Raw genomic sequence first — 20471 nt, forward strand, 5'->3', positions numbered from 1 at the left:
GCTGCATCGCAAAATCGCGTGAGCTGCAAATAGCAGAAAATCAACGCATTTGTGTTGCGACCTCGTCAACTGCTTCTGCTTATGTTAGACCTACGTCTTAAAGCAGGGAGGTCACCACGATGTCAGCAGTTGCTGAAGTGTTGTCGACCGTCGCGAACCGCGATCCGCGTTGCAGCGAGTTGCCCACCTGTCCCGTCTGCGCCGACTCCATGGTCGCCGCCGAAGCATCTGCCTACGTCTCGGACCACGTCATCAGCTATCTCTGGACCTGCGACAATTGCGGCTATGGCTTCGTCACCAAGCACGCCGTGAAGCAGCGCTTCACTTGCAACTGATCTAGCGCGGGGCGATGTCGCCCCTCGCCCAGTCCTCACGCGTACGCCGATAGAACTCTTCGAACGTTCCGTGTGCGATCGCGTCCCTGATGCCCTGCATCAGGAACTGGTAGTAAGCGATATTGACCTCTGACAGCAGCATCGCTCCCAGCGTCTCGCCCGCCTTGACGAGATGGTGCAGATAGGCGCGCGCGTAGCTGCGCGCCGACGGCCAGTTGCTCTCTTCGTCGAGCGGGCGTGGATCGTCGGCGTGGCGCGCGTTACGCAAATTCACCTGGCCGAAACGCGTAAACGCGACGCCATGACGGCCATTGCGCGTCGGCATCACGCAATCGAACATGTCGATGCCGCGCTTCACCGCTTCGAGAATGTCGTCGGGCGTCCCGACGCCCATCAGATAACGCGGCCGGTCGGACGGCAGCAGCGGCGCCGTCTCGTCGATCATCGCCAGCATCACGGCCTGTGGCTCGCCGACCGCAAGGCCGCCGATCGCATAGCCATGGAAGCCGATCTCGACGAGGCCTTGCGCGCTCTCGTGGCGAAGCTGCGGGATGTCGCCGCCCTGCACGATGCCGAACAGCATGTAGCCGTCAGGCGCGCTCTCGAAGGCTCGCTTGCTGCGCTCGGCCCAGCGCAGCGACAATTGCATGGCGCGCTCGATGTCGGCGCGTTCGGCCGGCAGCCGCACACATTCGTCCATCTGCATGGCGATGTCGGAGCCGAGGAAACGCTGCACCTCGATCGAGCGTTCCGGCGACAGCTCGACCTTGGCGCCGTCGATATGCGAACGGAAGGTCACGGCATGCTCGCTGACCTTCCGTAGGTCAGCCAGCGACATCACCTGGAAGCCGCCGGAATCCGTGAGCATCGGACCGTTCCAGCCGGTGAAGCGCTGCAAGCCGCCGAGCCCGGCGATCCGCTCGGCACCGGGGCGCAGCATCAGGTGGTAGGTGTTGCCAAGCACGATGTCGGCGCCAGCCTCGCGCACCTCCCGCCAGTGCATGCCCTTCATGGCGCCGGCGGTTCCGACCGGCATGAAGGCCGGTGTGCGCACCGCGCCGTGCGGCGTGGTCAGGCGCCCGGTGCGCGCGGTACCGTCGGTGGCGAGCAGTTCGAAATGATTGGGAAGACCGGTGTCAGGACGATTCATGGCGGTGCTTATTGCGTGTCGGAGGGGACCGATCAACCCGCTCAGGCCCCGCAATGCGTCAGACTGAGACACATTTGACGCGGACCTGATGTTCCGCCGAGGCTTGCAAAATAAAACGATACCGTGTAGTTTTACCGTGGGGGCTGGACGAGATGCCGCGGCGAATTTGCCGGCGGCAGTATATGCGTGATCGCCAGCCACCGACGATGCCCCTCCCTTCATGTTCGACTGAAATGTCCGGCCCTTCGCGTCGCTGGACGAGGCCGGCAGGCGCCCGCTTCATCGGCTTCCTGGTCCTGGCGTGCAACCTGGCGCTCGGCGCCTGCACCTCCCTGCCCCGCACGCCCTATACGGCCGCCGAGGCCAGCACGTCGCGCGTGCTGGATATCGACGGCCTCAGGCGCTACGCCGACGAACCCGTCACGAAATTCAGCTTCGAGAAGGACAACAGCAACGCGACGAAGTCCTATCTGGCGCTCTCCGGCGGCGGTGGGGACGGCGCCTATGGCGTCGGCGTGCTCAACGGCTGGACCGCTGCCAGAACCCGCCCCACCTTCTCGGTGGTCTCGGGCGTGAGCACCGGCGGCCTGATCGCCCCCTTTGCGTTTCTCGGCTCCCAGTACGACGACACGCTGAAGGAGGTCTACACCAGCGGCATCGCGGAGAGCCTCCTGAACGATCCCAGCATCATGCGCGTGCTGTTCGGATCCGGCCTGTTCGGCAACACAAGGCTGCGCGAACTCGTCGCCCGCTATGTCGGGCCCGAGATCATGGCGCAAGTCGCACGCGAGAACGCCAAGGGCCGGAAGCTCCTGGTGGTGACGACCGATCTCGACACCCAGCGCACCGCGATCTGGGACATGGGCAAGATCGCGGCGGTGGCGACGCCAGAGGCCCTGAAACTGTTTCGCGACGTGATGGCGGCCTCCGCCAGCATTCCCCTGGTATTTCCGCCGATCATGATCGACGCCGAGGGCCAGGGCCGCAAATTTCAGGAGATGCATGTCGACGGCGGCGTGACCGCGCCGGTGCTGACGCTGCCGGAAGCCCTGCTCACGCAGGACCGCTTACCGGGCAACGCGAAGATGAACATCTACATCCTCGTCAACAAGAAGATCGAACGCAATTTCGAGCTCGTCTCCAACAGTACCATCGACGTCGCCTCACGCAGCCTGTCGGCGATCACCCAGTCGCAGACGCGCTCGATCATCTTCTCGACCTATGATTTCGCCAAGCGCAACCGCCTCGGCTTCCATCTCTCCTACATCGCCCGCGATTATCCCGCCCCGCCCTCGGAAGGGTTCGACACCAGCTATATGCGGGCACTGTATCAGTACGGATACGAGAAGGCGGCCGCCGGCCAGGCCTGGACCTCCACGCTTCCGTGAGCCCCTCGTGAGGGAACGAGGTCATATCGAGACCGTTGACGATACGGCCAATTCGGCCAGATTCGCGATGACGCCCCGGCTGCTGCGCGTTATAGAGCAATGACTGATGTAACGACCGCGCAGGAATCATTGGGCATGGGATTGACTGCGACCAAGACAAGATCGGCAGCGCCGCGGCGCGAGGTGCCGAAATCGCGCGGCGGCAGGCCGACGAAAACCGCCGCCATCGAGCGCGATCAACGGCTGATCGAGGTCGCTACCCGCCTGTTCCTGGATCGCGGTTTCGACGCGACCTCGCTCGATGCGGTTGCGGAGGCGGCCCGGGTCAGCAAGCCCACCGTCTACGCTCGCTATGGCGACAAACGTGGGCTGTTCGCCGCCGTGCTGAGGCGGGAGATCGCGCGCTGGCTGGCGCCGCTGTCGGCGGCGGCAGAGACCCAGCTCGGCAGCCCTGCGGACATCTCGGTCGAACAGCGGCTGATCGAGATCGGGCGCGAGATGCTGACATTCACCTGCGGACCCGACGCCGTCGCCTTCAGCCGCATGATGACGTCACAGGCCATCAACTTCCCCGACGTCGCCAAGCTCGGCATGGAAGAAGGCTGGCTCAAGGCCGTCGACACCACGGCGCGCTTCTTCGACCATCTGGTGGCGCAAGGCGCGCTCGACATCGAAGACACCACCATCGCGGCGGAAGTATTCCTCGACGTCGTCGCCGGTCACACCCACCGCATGGCAACGTTCGGAACAGCGCTCGAATTGAAGGTCGCGGAAAAGCGCATGCGCACAGCCATCAAGCTGTTCCTCGCCGGTGCACTGGGACCTGCCGACCGCGTCCAAAGAGCCGCCAAAGGCACGCCGCGGCGACGCCCCGGCCGCTGACAATTCCGTGAGATCGCGCGCTTTTCCCACGGGAACCTGTCCGCGCCGTTGACCGAAATAAAACGATACGGTATGGTTTAGTTATAAGCGATACGGACCGCTTTTTAACCAGCCCCAAAAGTGGCCCGTAGCGCGAAGATCGCCGTGCCGGGACCAGCCCGCCCACGACGTTCCGCGGCCGGCCTTTGCCCAAGGCCGGCCGCGAATTCTTTACGATCATCCGGCACACTCGGTGGCCGAGGGTTTCGAGCATGACGACAACCAAACGATGGACCTCGCGACTGCTGGCAATCGCCTTGCCCGCGCTGCTCCTCGCCGCGCCGGCGCGGGCGATCGTGACCACCGGCAGCACGCCGACCGCCCTTCACAGCGACACAGATGGTGACACGGATGCCGACCGCCAGGCCGTCAGCCGCGAGATCGAGCGCTTCCGCAGCTCCTCGGTCTCGATCAGTCAGGCGATGGCGATCGCAGAGGCCCGGCACGCCGGCGCCACGACCGCGGATGTGAGCTTCGACGGGGCCTCCGGGGTGCCGGTGTACCGGGTGAAGACCCTGCACAACGACCGCATCTGGCGCCACACCATCAATGCGACGACCGGCGAGCTCATCGGCGGGGAAGCCGCCCTCCCCCTCGCCGAGCTCGACCTCGACGATCGCAGCAACCTCGCAGCGCTCGGTGCGATCAGGCACCGCCTCGCCGATGCGGTGCGTGTTGCCGAGCGCGCAGCCTCGGGCAAGGCGATCAGCGGCGGCCTGGTGCGCGAAGGCGGCCGGCTCAATTTCGCGATCGTCGTGATCAGCGGCGACGACCTCAAGGAAGTCATCCTGGAGCCGCCGGGCGCGCGGGCCAAGTAAGCCGCAGGTTCGGCCCCGGCATCGACCGGGCCGAAAAGCCATTGACGGGCGCAAGACTCTCCCGCATAAGTCGCCGCCATGTTCACGACCACCAAACGCACGACCAAAACCACCACGGCCTCAGGGGCCCGGGGAGGCGTGCGCGCGTAGTCGTCGACTAGAACGCATCAGCTCTACCGAAGCCCCGCCCTCGATGGTCCGGGGCTTTTTTTGTTGCCTAAATCTCAGCTCAACCGAAATGCAATGGAGGACAAAGTGAGTAACGATCCCGTCGTCGCGATTGTCGGCGTCACCGGTGCGGTGGGCGCCGAATTCATCGCCACCATGGACAAGCGCGGCTTTCGCGTCAGCAAGCTCAAGGCGCTGGCCAGCGCCCGCTCCGCCGGCAAGACGGTGTCGTTCCGCGGCAAGGATGTCGTCATCGAGGAATTGACCGAGCGCTCGTTCGAAGGCGTCGATATCGCCCTGTTCTCCGCCGGCGGCAGCATCTCGAAGAAGTTCGCGCCGATTGCGGTCAAGTCAGGCGCCGTCGTGGTCGACAACTCCTCCGCCTTCCGCATGGATCCGAACGTGCCGCTGGTGATCCCCGAGATCAATGCCGGCCGCATCCGCGACCATAAGGGCATCATCGCCAACCCGAACTGCGCCGCGATCACCGCGCTGGTGCCGCTGTGGCCGATCCACCAGAAGAACCGCATCAAGCGCGTGATCATCTCGACCTACCAGGCGGCCTCCGGCGCAGGCGCGGCCGCGATGGAGGAGCTCGTCGAATCCACCCGCGCCAATCTCAACGGGCAGGTCTATACGCCCAAGGTGATGCCGCACCCCTACGCGTTCAACCTGTTCAACCACAACACCGCCGTCGATCCTGAGACCGGCTACAACGACGAAGAGACCAAGGTCATCAAGGAAACCCGCAAGATCTTCGAGGACGAGAACATCGCGATCGGCGTCACTTGCGTGCGCGTGCCGGTGCTGCGCGCCCATTGCGAGGCCATCACCTTCGAATGCGAGAAGGAGATCACCGAGGACCAGGTCCGCGCCATCATGGCGCAGGCGCCCGGCGTGAAGGTGGTCGACGATCGCGCCAAGAACTACTTCCCGATGCCGATCGACGCCTCGGGCCAGGACGACGTCCTGGTCGGCCGCATCCGCAAGGATCTCAGCGACCCCTCAGGCCATTCGATCTCGATGTTCGTGGCGGCGGACCAGCTGCTCAAGGGCGCGGCGCTGAATGCAGTGCAGATCGCGGAGCTCTTGCCGCAGCGCGTGATGGCGTGAGCTGACCATCGGACAGGCGGCGTCAAGCGCGTCGCCTGTCCCTTGCTCCTACGCTAATCCCTTCAACGCCTGTTTCATCGTCAGCCTGACGGGAACATCGACGAAAACGGTGGCCGCGTAGGCCGCCGCTGCGACAATGGGGATCGCGACGAGCCCGACAAGGGCAGATTGAATCCCAAGGTTTCCCGCGCACACCTCCACGGCATGGAACGTCACGACCTGCAGAACATAGATTCCGTAGGACAGCAGTCCGAGGGTGTGCATCGTGTTTGCCAAAGCGCCGCTCGGAGGAGCGAAACGCGCGCAGATCATGATCGCGAGCGGAAACACGACCATGACGGAGATCAGGCTCAGCGCGAGATCGAGACCTCCGGGAAAACTCAGCGCAAGAATGGCCGTGACGAGAGCAAACGAGCCAAGCGCGAATCCGGGTCTTGCCGGGCGCAACCTTGCCGTTTCGTGAAATCGGTAGAGCAGCACGCCCGCGAAGAACGAGAACCCGACCCGGATCACACCGGCGCCGAACGTCTCCCAGGTTGGTCCGCCGCCCAGGACACCTCGCTTGGCGACTTCGATGCCGAACCCAAGCCATCCCATCGTCGCGCAGACCACAAGCGCGAGGGCGAAGCTGCCGACGAGCCAGATCAGGGATTTTGTGCCGAGCCGCGGTCCGAAGGCCACAAACAGCAGGTTTGCCGCAAGCTCGAAGAACAGCGACCAGGCGGCGAAGTTGAACGGGTACAGATCGGCATCGGGATAAGCAGGACTCGGGGTCGGCAGCATCAGCGCGCTACAGAGCAGGCCGAGGATCCTCTGCACCGGATCCGGCACGCCATCTGCAAGCTGCCCGAGCAGAAATGGCAGCGAGAGGATGAATGCCAGAGCGTACAGCGGGTATAGCCGCTGGAGCCTCGCGAGCATGAAGGACCAAACCGACATCCCCTGGCGGAAGCGTTTTCGATAGGCGTGCTCCAGCACGAAGCCCGAGAGAACGAAGAACAGGTCGACAGCCAGGTAGCTGTTTCTCATCCATCCGGTCGGCCCGGGCGCGCTTTCCCAGAGGAAAGGGGCATGGCGCAGGGCAACCATGATCGCCGCGACCCCGCGCAATCCGTCGAGCGCGACGAATGTTCGCTCCGTGAACGGGGCCGTTGCGGTGTACGCTGCCGGTGTCGGCAAGTTTACCATTCCTCAACCATTCGCTGGCGCGGGTTGGTGGGCCCTTCCCGCCAGCAAAACGCCCGCATCAGGCAGGCGTCTCCATCGCTCGGCACGACGCTAGGTCCAATTGCTTGCGAAACAGCAAAGACGCACAACCAGTGAACGCGCTTCGCCTGGCCCCAGGCTACGGCAGCTGGGAATCGCGTGCGCGAAACAGCAGGCAGGCATCACCGTAGGAATAGAACCGATAGCCCTGCGCGATGGCGTGGGCATAGGCCCGCTGCATCGTCTCCAGCCCGGAGAATGCCGAGACCAGCATGAATAAGGTCGACTTCGGCAAATGGAAATTCGTCAGCAACACGTCGACCGCGCGGAAGCGATAGCCGGGGGTGATGAAGATCGAGGTCTCGGCCGCGAACGGCTGAATGGTACCGTCTTCGCCGGCTGCGCTTTCGAGCAGCCGCAATGACGTGGTGCCGACGGCGACGATGCGGCCGCCGTTCTTCCGCGCGATGTTGAGCCGCTCCGCGGTCTCGGCCGGGATCGTGCCCCACTCCGCATGCATCTTGTGGCCGTCGGTGTCGTCCACCTTCACCGGCAGAAACGTCCCTGCCCCGACATGCAGCGTGACCCGGTTGATGCCGACGCCGCGCGCGCGCAACGCCTGCTCCAGCGCCGGCGTGAAATGCAGGCCGGCGGTCGGCGCCGCCACCGCGCCCTCGTTCGCGGCAAACATGGTCTGGTAGTCGGCGAGGTCCTGGTCGTCGGGCGTGCGCTTCGAGGCGATGTAGGGCGGCAGCGGCGGGCTGCCGAGATCCGCGATGGCCTGGTCGAGCGCCGGACCGTGGAACGAGAACGACAGCGTCACCTCGCCTTCGCTGCCCTTGGCCTCGACCTCGGCGTCGAGATGGCCGAGCAGACAGACCTTGCCCTCGTTGCCGAAGCGGATGTGGTCGCCGGCGGTGAGCTTCTTCGCCGGCTTCACCAGCGCCTGCCAGCGCGAGCCGTCGAGCCGCTTGATCAGCGTCGCCTCGATCTTCGGCTCGGTCTCGCGGCCGATGCGGCGGCCCTTCAATTGCGCCGCGATCACCTTGGTGTCGTTGACGACGAGCTGGTCGCCCGCTTTCAGCCATTGCGGCAGGTCGGCGATGGTCTCGTCGCGCAGCGCGCCGTCCTCGACGACCAGCATCTTCGCGGAGTCGCGCGGGCTCGCCGGGCGCAACGCGATGCGCTCGGCGGGCAGATCGAAATCGAAGAGATCGGTGCGCATGTCTCACTAGCACCGTCATTCCGGACGCCGCGCCTCCAGCGCGGCGATCCGGAATCCCGAGATTGTGGCGCGAGATTCCGGGTTCGCGCTGTCTGCGCAAAATCGACATCGTGCGTCGATTTTGTCGCAACACGCCCCGGAATGACGGGTGACTATTCCTTGTCCGCGGCCATCCGCGCCTTGACGATCTTGTCGGGGTTCTGCACCGGCTCGCCGCGCTTGATCTTGTCGACGTTCTCCATGCCCTCGGTGACCTTGCCCCACACCGTGTACTGGTTGTCGAGGAAGCGGGCGTCGTCGAAGCAGATGAAGAACTGGCTGTCGCCGGAATCGGGGCTCGCGGCGCGCGCCATCGAGGTGGTACCGCGCACATGCGGCTCCTTGTTGAACTCGGCCTTCAGCTTCTTGCCGGAGCCGCCGGTGCCGGTGCCGTGCGGGCAGCCGGTCTGGGCCATGAAGCCCTCGATCACGCGATGGAACACGATGCCGTCGTAGAAGCCCTCGCGGACCAACTCCTTGATGCGCGCGACATGGCCGGGCGCGAGGTCAGGCCGCATCTCGATGGTGACGGGGCCCTGCGTGGTCTCGAGGATCAGGGTGTTTTCGGTGGCGCTCATGCTCGTCTCTCTTGGGTTGGAGGTGAAGTCTTCCGGCCGTGGAATGGGACCTTGAATGGATGCCCCGCAACGGCGCCGCCCATTGCATCGGTAAATGGCATCGGCGTGCAGCGTTGCAATGCCTCCATCACCGCGATCCGGTACTGGAGCCGGTCATTGTCGGAGGCCTCCGCGGACTCATAGGTAATCTTCGGATGGCCCAGAATGTTTCCGTCCCGGGTAAAGCTCACGGCGACGGTGATGTCGAGTGGGCGGGCCCGGGAGGGCGGCGGCGGCCTCCAGCAACTGTAGAGCCGCACGGCAACGTCGCGGATGGTGTTAACCCGGTCAGGCGTCTGCCCAGCGGCGCCGGAGGTGGCAAGCAGGAGCGCCGCGGCGGCTACCAGGAGCTTTTCGCCACGGCGCGCCATCGTGCTCTCCTATTTGATGTCGGAAGCGACCTGCACCTTCACCATCTTGTCGGGATCGGTCACGGTGCCGCTGCCCGATCCGGGCGGCGCCTTCTTCAGCTTGTCGACGACGTCCATGCCCTGCACGACCTCGCCGATCACGGTGTACTGGTTGTCGAGGCTGCCGCCGTCCGCGAACATGATGAAGAATTGCGAGTTCGCGGTGTCGACGCTGTCGCCGCGCCGGGCCATGCCGACGATGCCGCGCGCAAAATGCACCTTGGAGAATTCCTGCTTCAGGTTCGGATATTTCGAGCCGCCGGTGCCGTTGAATTTCTCGCCGTCGCCGGTCTGCGCCATGAAACCGTCCATGACGCGATGGAACGGCACGTTGTTGTAATAGCCCTCGCGCGCGAGCTGCTTGATGCGCTCGGCGTGCTGCGGCGCCAGATCAGTCCTGAGCTTGATGACGATGCGGCCCTTGGTGGTGTCGATGACGATGGCGTTGGCCTTGTCGAGGTTGGCCGGCAATTGCTGGGCCACCGCCGGCACCGCGAACAGAAGCGCGGCAAGAACTGCGAGAATTCGGATCATGACAACTCCGGATCAGATGAGAGAGGAAGCGCGCCGTCAGCCGGCGAATTTTGTCTTGAGCTGTGCCGCAACCAGCGGCGGAACGAACGTCGAGACGTCCCCGCCCATGGCGGCGATCTGGCGCACCAAAGTGGCGGTGATCGGGCGGACCATGGGAGAGGCCGGCAGGAAGACCGTATGCACCTCGGGCGCCATGGCCTCGTTCATGCCGGCAAGCTGCATCTCGTAGTCGAGGTCGGTGCCGTCGCGCAGGCCCCGAATCATCATCGTCGCACCGTGCTTGCGCGCTGCGGTCACCGACAGATCGTCAAACGTCACGGCTTCGAGCACGCAGCCGGCCTGGGTCGCCACCGGATCGCAGACGTCATGGAGCATCTTCAGCCGCTCGTCGGTCGAGAACAGCGGCTTCTTGCCCGGGTGGACGCCAATCGCGACAACGAGCCTGTCGCACAGGGAAACGCTGTGCCGGACCACGTCCAGATGGCCGTTGGTGATGGGGTCGAAGGAACCTGGGTAGAAGGCAATGCGCGGCATGGGCCACGTCCTACCGCGCCCGGCCCGGCCCGGCAAGCCGGGCAGGTTCCGTGTCAGTTTCTTGCCGGTTTTTCCGCCGGACCATGTCGGAATCGCCCGAATTGTTTCGTCCTGCGGGCGGCCACGAAACAAAGAGCACGGCGAACGAAACCATTTCCCATGTCGGCGAAGACGTCCGGAAACTGGCCATGGTTACTAATCCGGCCAACGAATGACGGGCCGCTCACCTGGCGCAGGCGGCCGCATCACAGGGGACTGTCAATGATCAAGGCTCTTTCGGCGATTGCCATCTCTGCGTGCGTTGCTGCCGCCCTCACCCTCCTGCCCGGCTTTGCACCGACCGTCGAGGCCAGCGTGCCGCAGCCGCTGGCCAAGAGCGACCGGTTCGACATCCGCACCATCGGCAAGGACTGCTCGCAGCAGGCCTGGCCGAATTTCGAGGCATCCTGCCTGCGCAAGGCCGGCACCAAGGCGAATGTCCGGGAGGCTCGCCTCGTCACCGCCGACCGCACCCCGTAGTCGGATCTGTCAGCTTCGCGTCAGGTAACTCCCCCGAATATAAACCCGTAGATATTTGCGACGTCTCGTCGCAGACTGCGTGATGCTCGCGCCCGCCGGAATGTCCCGTCGGGCGCGATCCCATCGGGGGGTTGCCTTTGTCCAGTACGCCCGCAGTCGCTTCCGGCCACCATCCTGATCCGCTGCCGCTTGCTATGACCATGGGCGCCCTCGGGGTGGTCTATGGCGATATCGGTACCAGCCCCCTCTATGCCCTGAAGGAAGCCGCCAAGGCTGCCGCCCATGGTGCGACAGTAACCCCGGAGGCTGTCCTGGGGGTTGTCTCGCTGATCCTCTGGGCCCTGCTGCTGATCATCTCGCTGAAATATGCGCTGTTGATCCTGCGCGCGGACAACCGCGGCGAAGGCGGCATCGTCGCGCTGCTGGCGCTGCTCCATGCCCGCAACGCCCAGCCCGGCACCTGGCGGGCGCATCTGCTGGTGGTCGGCCTCGTCGGGGCCGCGCTGCTTTATGGCGACGGCGCGATCACGCCGGCCATCTCGGTGCTCTCAGCCATCGAGGGTCTCAAGGTCGACGCCCCCTCGCTCGCGCCGGCCGTGGTGCCGGTGACCATCGCCATCCTGGTCGGCCTGTTCATGATGCAGAAGCAGGGCACCGGCTTCATCGGCCGCATCTTCGGACCGGTGATGCTGGCCTGGTTCGGGGTGCTCGCGGCGCTCGGCATCCACGGCATCGTCAAGGCGCCGGGCGTGCTGGCGGCGCTCAGCCCGCTCTACGCCTTCGAATTCCTGATCCACCAGGACTTTCACATCTCCTTCGGAATCCTCGGCGCGGCCTTCCTCGCGGTGACCGGCGGTGAGGCCATGTATGCCGACATGGGGCATTTCGGCCGCCTGCCGATCCGGCTGGCCTGGTTCGCGATCTGCCTGCCCGCGCTGGTGCTGAACTATTTCGGTCAGGCCGCGCTCTTGATCACCGATCCCACGATGATCGACAATCCGTTCTTCCAGCTCTGTCCCGACGCCCTGCACTATCCGCTGGTCGCGTTCTCGGCGGTGGCGACCGTGATCGCATCGCAGGCGATCATCTCCGGCGTGTTCTCGCTGACGCAGCAGTCGATCCAGCTCGGCTTCCTGCCCCGCATGCAGATCCGCCACACCACGAGCGATGCGATCGGTCAGATCTACGTGCCGCTGGTCAACTGGCTGCTGGCCGCGGCGACGCTGGGGGCGGTCCTGAGCTTTGGCACATCCGACGCGCTTGCCGGCGCCTACGGCATCGCCGTGTCGCTCCTGATGGCGATCACGACGCTGCTCGCCGCGCTGGTGGCGATCCAGTGGGGCTATTCGCCCTGGCTGGTGGTTGCCGTGAATGGCTTCTTCTTCGTCATCGACGTGATCTTCTTCTCGGCCAATTCGGTCAAGCTGTTCGAGGGCGGCTGGTTTCCGCTGCTCCTCGCGGCCGTCGTTGCCTTCATGATGCTGACCTGGCGCGCCGGCGTGAAGCTGGTCGAGGCGGCACGGGCGCGGCTGCGCCAGCCCGAGGAGGACCTGATCGAGACCGCGGTCAACAAGTGCAGCGCGCGGCTGCCCGGGACCGCCGTGTTCCTGGCATCTGCAGCGCGCGGCGTGCCGCTGGCGCTGACCCAGTTCGTCAAGCACAACCGCGTGCTGCACGAACGCGTGCTGCTGGTCACCGTGCTGATCGAGGAAGCTCCGCACATTCCCGACGAGGAGCGCGCAGAGGTGATCGAGATCATTCCCGGCATCACCCGCGTGATCCTGCATTACGGCTTCATGCAGAACCCGACGATCTATGAAGGACTGACTCTCGTCTGCCGCCAGGGCAAGCTGCCCGGCATCGACCTCTCCGACATCACCTATTACGTCGGCCGCGAGACCATCATCCCGCGCGAGGACGTCCCGGGCATGTGGGTCTGGCGCGAAGGCCTGTTCGCCTTCCTCCAGCGCAACGCCGAACGTTCCGCCGCGTTCTTCGGCGTGCCGACCAAGCAGGTCGTGGAGTTCGGGACGGAGCTGGAAATCTAGTGAAAGCGTGTAGCCTGGATGGAGCGCAAGCGTAATCCGGGCTACAGCCTTCAACCCGGCGGCAATGGCCTCATTCCGGCTTTCGTGATGACGGCCGCTGCATCGGCAGAGGACAGGAAGCGCAGCAGGGCGATTGCGGCCTCAGCCTGTTGTGAGTTCTTGGGCAAGGCGCCGACAAAGAGCGTCGGCGGCTGGATCTCAGCCGGCACCGTGCCCACGAAATCGATCCCCGGCACGTGGATCAGTTCCGGGACCTGCTGGAAACCGATTTCGGCCTCTCCGCGGGCGACGACGGCCGCCACGGGCTCGCCTGAAGGCGGACCGCGCACCTTGCGCGTCTTGCCGGAGATGTCGTCGGCAATGCCGAGCTTCTTGAATCCGACGGTCGACAGATAGGTGCCGCTGGAGCTGTCCGAATAGGCAATCGACTTTGCCGCGAGCAGCGTCTTGCGCAGCGCGTCGATCGTGCTGATGTCGGGCTGGGGTTGCCCTGCCCGCACCACAACGCCGATGAAGGATTCCGCGAGCGGCATCCGACTGCCCTGTCGGCTCAGATCGCGCTGGTCCAGCAGATCGACGCCGACGCCATCCATGATCACCACGTCGGCCTCTTCGCCGCGCGACAGGCGCGTCGGAATCGCTTCCGGTGAATCGCCGACCGAAGGCCCGCGCGTGGTGATGAGCTTGTGGCCCGTGGACTTCTCGAAGGCGGGCCCAAGCTCCTGGTACACGGCGAAGAACCCGGCCGAGATCATCACCTTGACGTCAGCGGCCGCCGCGCCCGTCGCCAGAGCGACATTGACCAGGACGGCAAGCAGGACAGCGACATATCGCGGCACGAGAGTGCTCCCCAATGGATTACTCCCCATTCGCCCCGTTGCCGCTCTCCGCCTCTTCCGTGATGTGCTCGACCGAGACGACGTGCTCGTCCTCGGCTGTGTCGAACACGATGACACCTTGCGTCGAGCGGCCGGCGATGCGGATGCCTTCGACCGGGCAGCGGATCAGCTGCCCCTTGTCGGTCACCAGCATGATTTGATCCGCATCCTCCACGGGGAAGGACGCGACAAGGTTGCCGTTGCGGTTGTTGACGCTCATGGCGACGATGCCTTTGCCGCCGCGGCCCGTGGTGCGGTACTCGTAGGACGAGGTCCGCTTGCCATAGCCGTTGACGGAGACGGTCAGCACGACCTGCTCCTGCGCCGACATCTCGATATAGCGCTCCTGGGCAAGCTGGAAGCTGCCGGAAGTCTCTTCCGCGTCATCCGCAGCGGGCTCCTCGGCCGCGGCCTCGCCGGCCACCGCGCGGCGCATCTTCAGATAGGCCGAGCGCTCGTCCGACGTGGTCTCGACATGACGTAAAATCGACATTGAGATGACCTTGTCATCTTCAAGCGAGATGCCTCGAACGCCCATCGAGGTTCGACCACCGAAGACCCGAACACCGTGCTCTTTGATCTCGCCATCCTTATCAGGTCGAGGGTCACTGACTCTGAAGCGAATGCACTGGCCGGCGGCCGTAGTCAGCAGCACGTCGTCGCGCTCGGTGCAGATCTGCACGTCGACGATGGCTTCGTTCTCGTCGAGCTTCATGGCGATGATGCCGGAGCGGCGGACATCGACGAAGTCGGACAGCTTGTTGCGGCGGACATTGCCGCCGGTGGTGGCAAACATGACGTCGAGGTTACCCCAGGTCGATTCATCCTCGGGCAGCGGCATGATGGTGGTGATGCGCTCGCCCTGCTCCAGCGGCAGGATGTTGATCAGAGCCTTGCCGCGCGCGTTCGGCGCGGCCATCGGCAGACGCCAGACCTTCTCTTTGTAGACCTGCCCGCGCGACGAGAAGAACAGCACCGGCGTATGCGTGGAGGCCACGAACAGGCGCGAGACAAAGTCCTCGTCGCGGGTCTGCATGCCGGCGCGGCCCTTGCCGCCGCGGCGCTGCGCCCGGTAGGCCGACAGCGGCACCCGCTTGACGTAGCCGGCGTGCGAGACGGTGACCACCATGTCCTCGCGCTGGATCAGGTCCTCGTCCTCGACCTCGCCTTCCTGCTCGATGATGACGGTGCGGCGCGGCGTGGCGAACTCGGCCTTCACCTCGGCAAGCTCGGTCTTGATGATGCCCAGCACGCGCTCGCGCGAGCGCAGGATATCGAGATAGTCGGCGATCTCGCCGGCGAGCTTGTCGAGCTCGTCGCGGATTTCGTCACGGCCGAGTGCGGTGAGGCGCTGAAGGCGCAGATCGAGAATGGCCCTCGCCTGCTCCATCGACAACCGGATCGTGCCGTCCTCGCTGATGCGGTGACGGGGATCGTCGATCAGCGTCAGCATGTCCTCGACATCCCGGGCCGGCCAGTCGCGCGACATCAGGGTGTCGCGCGCGGTGGTCGGGTCGGGCGAGGTCCGGATGACGCGGATCATCTCGTCGATATTGGCAACCGCGATCGCCAGACCGACCAGGATGTGCGCGCGATCGCGCGCCTTGGCGAGCAGGTACTTGGTGCGACGCGTGACGACCCGTTCACGGAAGTCGACGAAGATCGCCAGCAGGTCCTTCAGATGCATGATCCGCGGACGGCCGCTGTCGAGCGCAACCATGTTGACGCCGAAGCTCGTCTGCAGCGGCGTGAACCTGTACAGCTGGTTCAGCACCACGTCCGGCACGGCGTCGCGCTTCAACTCGATGACGACGCGGTAGCCGTCGCGATCGGATTCATCGCGCAAATCGCCGATGCCCTCGATCTTCTTTTCCTTGACCAGTTCGGCGATGCGCTCGACCATCGTCGCCTTGTTCACCTGGTAGGGGATCTCGGTGACGATGATCGCCTCGCGCTCCTTGCGGATGGTCTCGATCGCGACCTTGCCGCGCATGACGATCGAGCCGCGGCCGAGGTGATAGGCGGAACGGATGCCCTGCCGTCCGAGAATGACGCCGCCGGTCGGGAAATCCGGCCCCGGCACGATGTTGATCAGCTCGTCGATGGTGAGCGCGGGGTTGTCGATCAGCGCAACGCAGGCGTCGATGACCTCGCCGAGATTGTGCGGCGGGATGTTGGTCGCCATGCCGACCGCGATGCCGCCGGCGCCGTTGACGAGAAGATTCGGGAACTTGGCCGGCAGGACCGACGGTTCGGTCTCGTTGTTGTCGTAGTTCGGCTGGAAGTCGACGGTGTCCTTGTCGATGTCGGCCAACAGCGCCAGCGCCGCCTTCGTCAGGCGCGCTTCGGTGTAACGATAGGCAGCCGGGGGATCGCCGTCGACCGAGCCGAAATTGCCCTGGCCGTCGATTAGCGGCACGCGCATCGAGAAGTCCTGCGCCATGCGGACCATGGCGTCGTAAATCGACTGGTCGCCGTGCGGGTGATACTTACCGATGACGTCACCGACCACGCGGGCGGACTTGACGTATTTCTTGTCGGGCGTGTGCCCCTGCTCGTTCATCGAGTACAGGATGCGGCGATGCACCGGCTTCAGACCGTCACGGGCATCAGGCAGCGCGCGCGCCACGATCACGCTCATGGCGTAGTCGAGATAGGACTTTTTCATCTCCTCGAAGATGGAGACGGGGCGAATGTCCGAGGGTTGCGCCGGCTGGTCGCCGGGCTTGTTGTCGTCGTCAGCCAAAGGGGAATCCGGTGAGATTTTATCTGGGAATCATATAGCGCATCGGGGGCCTGATAACCACCCTTGCAAGGCCAAGGGAAGCGCTTTTTCCGACTGTTTTTCCAGAGACTTACGCACTCCGCGCCGCCATCTTGAGCGACCTCGAAATGGCCTGCCGGAAACGGCCCGTCAGCCCCCGAAAATCATCCGATGCATGATACGTCCGGGCACCAGCGTGAACAGCCCCGCCACCACCAGGGCGCCGGCGAACAGCAGGATCATCATCCGCCGGTGATCGGCGACGCGATGGGTGTGTGCCCGCCACACCGCGAGCGGCAGCACGACGAGCGTGAAGATCGAGAGCAGATGGATCGGGCTGAACGGCCCACCAGCCGGATCTGGTGGATCCAGAATGACGAGGCGGCCACCAGCACCATCAGGGCGACCCAGATCCACCCCGACGGTCCGATGCGGCAGCGTGCCCTTGGGAGCGGCGAACTGCACGAGGCCCAGGGCGAAGGCGGCCATGGCCGCAAAGGCGTGCAGAAGGATCGCGGGAGCGGCGTCAAACAGTGGGGCGAGGCTCATGCGGGACATCCCAGCCGGCGGGAACCGACCATGTGAATAGGATTAACATAAAGTTAATGACATTCACATCGAGCGTCGTCAAAAGCTCAGGCAACGCATGAGGCAAAGCCCGGAAAAGCCAGCGCTAGCCGCTAATTGGTAAGGAATCCTGCCCTTTCACACGAGCAGACTGATCCGAGGACCGAACGCTCCGGCCGGCTCAAAACGGAGATGTCGTCAATTCCGCCGGCGATCAGAAGCTGTGTATGTACCCGGTTCTCCTGGAGCGACGAGTGACCAACGTCCTGTTTGTCTGTAGCGCCAACCGCCTCCGCAGCCCGACCGCCGAGCAAGTCTTTTCGACATGGCCGGGGATCGAGACCGACTCGGCCGGCATCTCGAACGGCGCGGACGTGCTGCTGTCTGCCGAACAGGTCGAATGGGCCGACATCATCTTCGTCATGGAGAAGGCCCACCTCAACAGGCTGAACCGGAAATTCCGATCCAGCCTGAATGGCAAGCGGGTCATCTGCCTCGACATTCCCGACGATTACGAGTTCATGGATCCAGTCTTGGTCCGGATGCTGGAAAGCCGAGTTGGCCGTTTCCTGTCCCGACCCGGCCCCTCTCAATCTTAGAACGGGATATCGTCGTCCATATCGCTGTTGCGGCCACCGCCGCCAGCGGCGACGGGACGGCGCGGCGCGCTGCTGACCGGACCAGAGGAGCCGAAATCGCCGCCCGGCTCGTCGCCGAAGCTGCCGCCTCCCCCGCCGCCACCGCGACCGTCGAGCATCGTCAGCGTCGAGTTGAAGCCCTGGAGGACAACCTCGGTGGAGTACTTCTCGACGCCGCTCTGATCGGTCCATTTGCGGGTCTGGAGTGCGCCCTCGATGTAAACCTTGGCGCCCTTCTTCAGGTACTGTTCGGCGACCTTGCAGAGCCCTTCATTGAAGATCACGACGCGGTGCCACTCGGTCTTTTCCTTGCGCTCGCCGCTGTTCTTGTCGCGCCAGGTCTCCGACGTCGCGATGCTCAGATTGGCGATCGGCCGCCCGTCCTGGGTGCGGCGGATTTCAGGATCCTTGCCGAGATTTCCAACCAGAATGACCTTGTTGACGCTTCCCGCCATCGCCGCTCTCCACTCCGAATGCCACTGAATTTCAAAAGGCCGGGCCCGCTCCCCGCGATCCGCTGCGCCCCTGTTGAGGGACCCTATACGCTTGCGAGGGCTGATCAGCCCGTTACCCCTCAGGTTATCCCCACATATAGCATCGATACCGGTGTTGTTCCAGATTTGTTCTTATCCGGAACGGCGTCGAATGTGCTGGCGCGATCGGGCCGATCTGCCGCTAAAGGACACCGGCTGGATGGAACCATTCCGGGTTCCCGAAAACGTCCAAAATCGCTTAACATTCATCAAGTTATGGCCACTTCAGCCGGCTGGCGAGTGTGGCATTTCAGAGACGGACTCTGCGCTCCCCAGGGACTACGGTTGCCTCGGAATTAAGTTCATATGGGCGTCGCGCCTGATCAACCGCTTCGGGGATTTTCAAGAAGCGGACGAAACTGGGGAGACTGCAATGAATAAGATTTTGATTGGTGCAATCGGTGCAATGGCGTTGAGCCTGTCGGCTCCCGCAAGCGCGGCGGATATGGCTGCGCGTCCCTACACCAAGGCTCCGGCGCCGATGGTCGCGACCATCTACGACTGGAGCGGCTTCTACATCGGCATCAACGGCGGTGGCGGGACCAGCCACAAGTGCTGGGACTTCGTCGGCGCTGCCGGGGTTCTGGTCGGCGAAGGCTGCCACAATGCGGTCGGCGGCACCGTCGGCGGTCAGGTCGGCTATCGCTGGCAGTCGGCCAGTTGGGTGTTCGGCCTCGAAGGCCAGGGCAACTGGGCCGATTTCTCCGGCGACAATATCAGCGCGGTGACCGGCCTGCGCAATCGCTCGAAGATCGACTCGTTCGGTCTGATCACCGGCCAGGTCGGTTACGCCTGGAACAACGTGCTGTTCTACGTGAAGGGCGGCGGCGCCGTCGTCGGCGACCGCTACCGCGGCTATGACGTCGCAACCGGCCTCGAATTCGACCGGACCAGCGAAACCCGTTGGGGCGGCACGGTGGGTGCCGGGATCGAGTTCGGATTTGCGCCGAACTGGACGGTGGGCTTCGAATACGACCACATCTTCCTCGGCAACCGCACCCTCAATTTCACCGGCTCCGGCAACTTCCTCGCCGGACCGCTCGGTGCGGTTACACGCTCCGAGCGCATCAGCCAGGACGTCGATATCGCCCTGATCCGGGTCAACTATCGCTGGGGCGGCCCGCTCATCGGCAGGTACTGAACGTCCTGATATCATTAGGAAATCGAAAGGCCGGCCTGGAGCCGGCCTTGTCGTTTTCGAGCTCCCCTGGGAATAACAGGGCAGCAATTGCACCATTTTCGGGCTGTTGTGGCTTTTCGGAGACACAACTTGCGGCTTTGCTGGTGTAAGCACGACGTCAGCTGGACTACGGCGTCCGCTGTCTTTCCCGATTGCGGAAGGCAACAACAGAAACTGGGACTGGGATTAGATTGAAAATGAAGAAGGTTTTGTTGGCTTCGGCCTGTTTGTTCGCTCTGGCTGCCCCCGCTTCGGCGGCTGATCTCGCGGCTCGCCCTTACACCAAGGCTCCGGTGGCTGTGGCCTCGGTCTACAACTGGACCGGCTTCTACCTCGGTATCGTCGGTGGCGGCGCCTGGGAAAACGCTTCGGGCGACCCGAAGATGAAGGGTGGCTTCGTCGGCGGCACCGCCGGCTACAACTGGCAGACCGGCAACGTCGTGTTCGGCCTCGAGGCCGATGGTTCCTGGGCTGACGTCAGCGCCTCGGCGACCGTTGCGGTTCTCGGCATTCCCGTCACCACCAGCTCCAAGACCGACGCGCTCGGCACCGTCCGCGGCCGCATCGGCTGGGCCGTCAACAACGTGCTGTTCTACGGCACCGGTGGTTACGCCTGGATCGACAACAAGCTCAGCGTCAGCGCGCTCGGCGTGACCGTCTCCGACAGCAAGTGGCACTCCGGCTGGACCGTCGGCGCCGGCGTCGAGGCGTTCTTCGCTCCGCAGTGGTCGGTCAAGGGCGAGTACCTCTATCGCAGCCTCGGCGGCGAAACCTATTTCTCGGGTATCGGCGCTCCGGTGAACCCCGGCACGCTCAACTTCCACACCGTGCAGGTCGGCGTGAACTATCACTTCGGCGCCCCGGTTGTTGCCAAGTACTGAGTTCA

General features: G+C 64.3%; 20 protein-coding genes and 1 pseudogene. 10 read left to right on the forward strand and 11 right to left on the reverse strand.

What is annotated here, in order from left to right; translation table 11 throughout:
• The first annotated feature begins 119 nt into the window (after positions 1 to 119).
• Positions 120 to 335 carry a hypothetical protein gene (locus tag RAD15_RS36340; RefSeq protein WP_458183534.1) on the forward strand — a complete coding sequence of 72 codons (216 nt, stop codon included), beginning with the start codon at positions 120 to 122 and terminating at the stop codon, positions 333 to 335.
• Position 336: 1 nt separating this feature from the next.
• Here the strand turns inward: RAD15_RS36340 and tgt are convergent, their stop codons facing one another.
• Positions 337 to 1485 carry a tRNA guanosine(34) transglycosylase Tgt gene (tgt, locus tag RAD15_RS36345; protein WP_458183535.1) on the reverse strand — a complete coding sequence of 383 codons (1149 nt, stop codon included), beginning with the start codon at positions 1483 to 1485 and terminating at the stop codon, positions 337 to 339.
• A 233-nt stretch (positions 1486 to 1718) separates the two neighbouring features.
• Between tgt and RAD15_RS36350 the strand changes: the two genes are divergently transcribed.
• The 4 genes from RAD15_RS36350 (at position 1719) to RAD15_RS36365 (ending at position 5893) form a co-directional block, all read left to right on the forward strand.
• On the forward strand, positions 1719 to 2873 hold the full coding sequence (locus RAD15_RS36350; protein ID WP_458183536.1) for a patatin-like phospholipase family protein: 1155 nt from the start codon (positions 1719 to 1721) through the stop codon (positions 2871 to 2873).
• 135 nt (positions 2874 to 3008) lie between these two features.
• Positions 3009 to 3755 (forward strand): TetR/AcrR family transcriptional regulator, encoded by a 747-nt coding sequence (locus tag RAD15_RS36355; RefSeq protein ID WP_458183537.1) that lies wholly within the window; start codon positions 3009 to 3011, stop codon positions 3753 to 3755.
• A 251-nt stretch (positions 3756 to 4006) separates the two neighbouring features.
• Positions 4007 to 4612, forward strand: a complete 606-nt coding sequence (locus tag RAD15_RS36360) for a PepSY domain-containing protein (RefSeq protein WP_458183539.1) — start codon at positions 4007 to 4009, stop codon at positions 4610 to 4612.
• 243 nt (positions 4613 to 4855) lie between these two features.
• Positions 4856 to 5893, forward strand: a complete 1038-nt coding sequence (locus RAD15_RS36365) for an aspartate-semialdehyde dehydrogenase (protein WP_458183540.1) — start codon at positions 4856 to 4858, stop codon at positions 5891 to 5893.
• Positions 5894 to 5941: 48 nt separating this feature from the next.
• Here the strand turns inward: RAD15_RS36365 and RAD15_RS36370 are convergent, their stop codons facing one another.
• The 6 genes from RAD15_RS36370 to coaD form a co-directional block, all read right to left on the reverse strand.
• A complete protein-coding gene (locus RAD15_RS36370; protein ID WP_458183541.1) occupies positions 5942 to 7072 on the reverse strand; it encodes an acyltransferase family protein in 1131 nt (376 codons plus the stop codon).
• Between the two features lie 166 nt (positions 7073 to 7238).
• Positions 7239 to 8324 carry a tRNA preQ1(34) S-adenosylmethionine ribosyltransferase-isomerase QueA gene (gene queA, locus RAD15_RS36375; protein ID WP_458183542.1) on the reverse strand — a complete coding sequence of 362 codons (1086 nt, stop codon included), beginning with the start codon at positions 8322 to 8324 and terminating at the stop codon, positions 7239 to 7241.
• A gap of 152 nt (positions 8325 to 8476) precedes the next feature.
• Positions 8477 to 8941: a peptidylprolyl isomerase gene (locus RAD15_RS36380; RefSeq protein WP_458183543.1), complete on the reverse strand. Its 465-nt coding sequence runs from the start codon at positions 8939 to 8941 to the stop codon at positions 8477 to 8479.
• The gene (locus tag RAD15_RS36385) at positions 8938 to 9351 is read right to left on the reverse strand and encodes a hypothetical protein (protein WP_458183544.1); all 414 of its coding nucleotides are present in this window, start codon (positions 9349 to 9351) and stop codon (positions 8938 to 8940) included. The genes RAD15_RS36380 and RAD15_RS36385 overlap by 4 nt, the downstream gene beginning before the upstream one ends.
• Positions 9352 to 9360: 9 nt before the next feature.
• Positions 9361 to 9924 (reverse strand): peptidylprolyl isomerase, encoded by a 564-nt coding sequence (locus RAD15_RS36390; protein WP_458183545.1) that lies wholly within the window; start codon positions 9922 to 9924, stop codon positions 9361 to 9363.
• Between the two features lie 36 nt (positions 9925 to 9960).
• On the reverse strand, positions 9961 to 10458 hold the full coding sequence (gene coaD, locus RAD15_RS36395; protein ID WP_458183546.1) for a pantetheine-phosphate adenylyltransferase: 498 nt from the start codon (positions 10456 to 10458) through the stop codon (positions 9961 to 9963).
• Between the two features lie 261 nt (positions 10459 to 10719).
• On the opposite strand from coaD, the gene RAD15_RS36400 reads away from it, so the two are divergent.
• Positions 10720 to 10977, forward strand: coding sequence for a hypothetical protein (locus RAD15_RS36400; protein WP_458183547.1), 258 nt, complete (start codon positions 10720 to 10722; stop codon positions 10975 to 10977).
• 194 nt (positions 10978 to 11171) lie between these two features.
• Positions 11172 to 13025: a potassium transporter Kup gene (locus tag RAD15_RS36405; protein ID WP_458183625.1), complete on the forward strand. Its 1854-nt coding sequence runs from the start codon at positions 11172 to 11174 to the stop codon at positions 13023 to 13025.
• Between the two features lie 50 nt (positions 13026 to 13075).
• Here the strand turns inward: RAD15_RS36405 and RAD15_RS36410 are convergent, their stop codons facing one another.
• From RAD15_RS36410 to RAD15_RS36420, 3 genes and pseudogenes are all read right to left on the reverse strand, one after another.
• Positions 13076 to 13864, reverse strand: coding sequence for a substrate-binding domain-containing protein (locus RAD15_RS36410; RefSeq protein ID WP_458183548.1), 789 nt, complete (start codon positions 13862 to 13864; stop codon positions 13076 to 13078).
• Between the two features lie 19 nt (positions 13865 to 13883).
• The gene (gyrA, locus tag RAD15_RS36415; RefSeq protein WP_458183549.1) at positions 13884 to 16649 is read right to left on the reverse strand and encodes a DNA gyrase subunit A; all 2766 of its coding nucleotides are present in this window, start codon (positions 16647 to 16649) and stop codon (positions 13884 to 13886) included.
• Positions 16650 to 16817: 168 nt separating this feature from the next.
• Positions 16818 to 17216, reverse strand: a pseudogene (locus tag RAD15_RS36420) (DUF2306 domain-containing protein).
• Between the two features lie 272 nt (positions 17217 to 17488).
• On the opposite strand from RAD15_RS36420, the gene RAD15_RS36425 reads away from it, so the two are divergent.
• Entirely contained in the window at positions 17489 to 17833 is a 345-nt protein-coding gene (locus RAD15_RS36425) for a low molecular weight protein tyrosine phosphatase family protein (RefSeq protein ID WP_458183550.1), read from the forward strand.
• On the opposite strand, the gene RAD15_RS36430 is transcribed toward RAD15_RS36425, so the two are convergent.
• Complete coding sequence (locus RAD15_RS36430) at positions 17830 to 18327, reverse strand: single-stranded DNA-binding protein (protein WP_018317913.1); 498 nt, start codon at positions 18325 to 18327, stop codon at positions 17830 to 17832. The genes RAD15_RS36425 and RAD15_RS36430 overlap by 4 nt on opposite strands.
• Positions 18328 to 18778: 451 nt before the next feature.
• Here RAD15_RS36430 and RAD15_RS36435 point away from each other — a divergent pair, with 451 nt between their 5' ends.
• Both RAD15_RS36435 and RAD15_RS36440 read left to right on the forward strand, forming a co-directional pair.
• Positions 18779 to 19546 carry an outer membrane protein gene (locus tag RAD15_RS36435; protein ID WP_458183551.1) on the forward strand — a complete coding sequence of 256 codons (768 nt, stop codon included), beginning with the start codon at positions 18779 to 18781 and terminating at the stop codon, positions 19544 to 19546.
• A gap of 236 nt (positions 19547 to 19782) precedes the next feature.
• A complete protein-coding gene (locus RAD15_RS36440; protein WP_458183552.1) occupies positions 19783 to 20466 on the forward strand; it encodes an outer membrane protein in 684 nt (227 codons plus the stop codon).
• The last annotated feature ends 5 nt before the right edge of the window (positions 20467 to 20471 follow it).

The sequence above is a fragment of the Bradyrhizobium sp. 14AA genome, assembly GCF_054185205.1.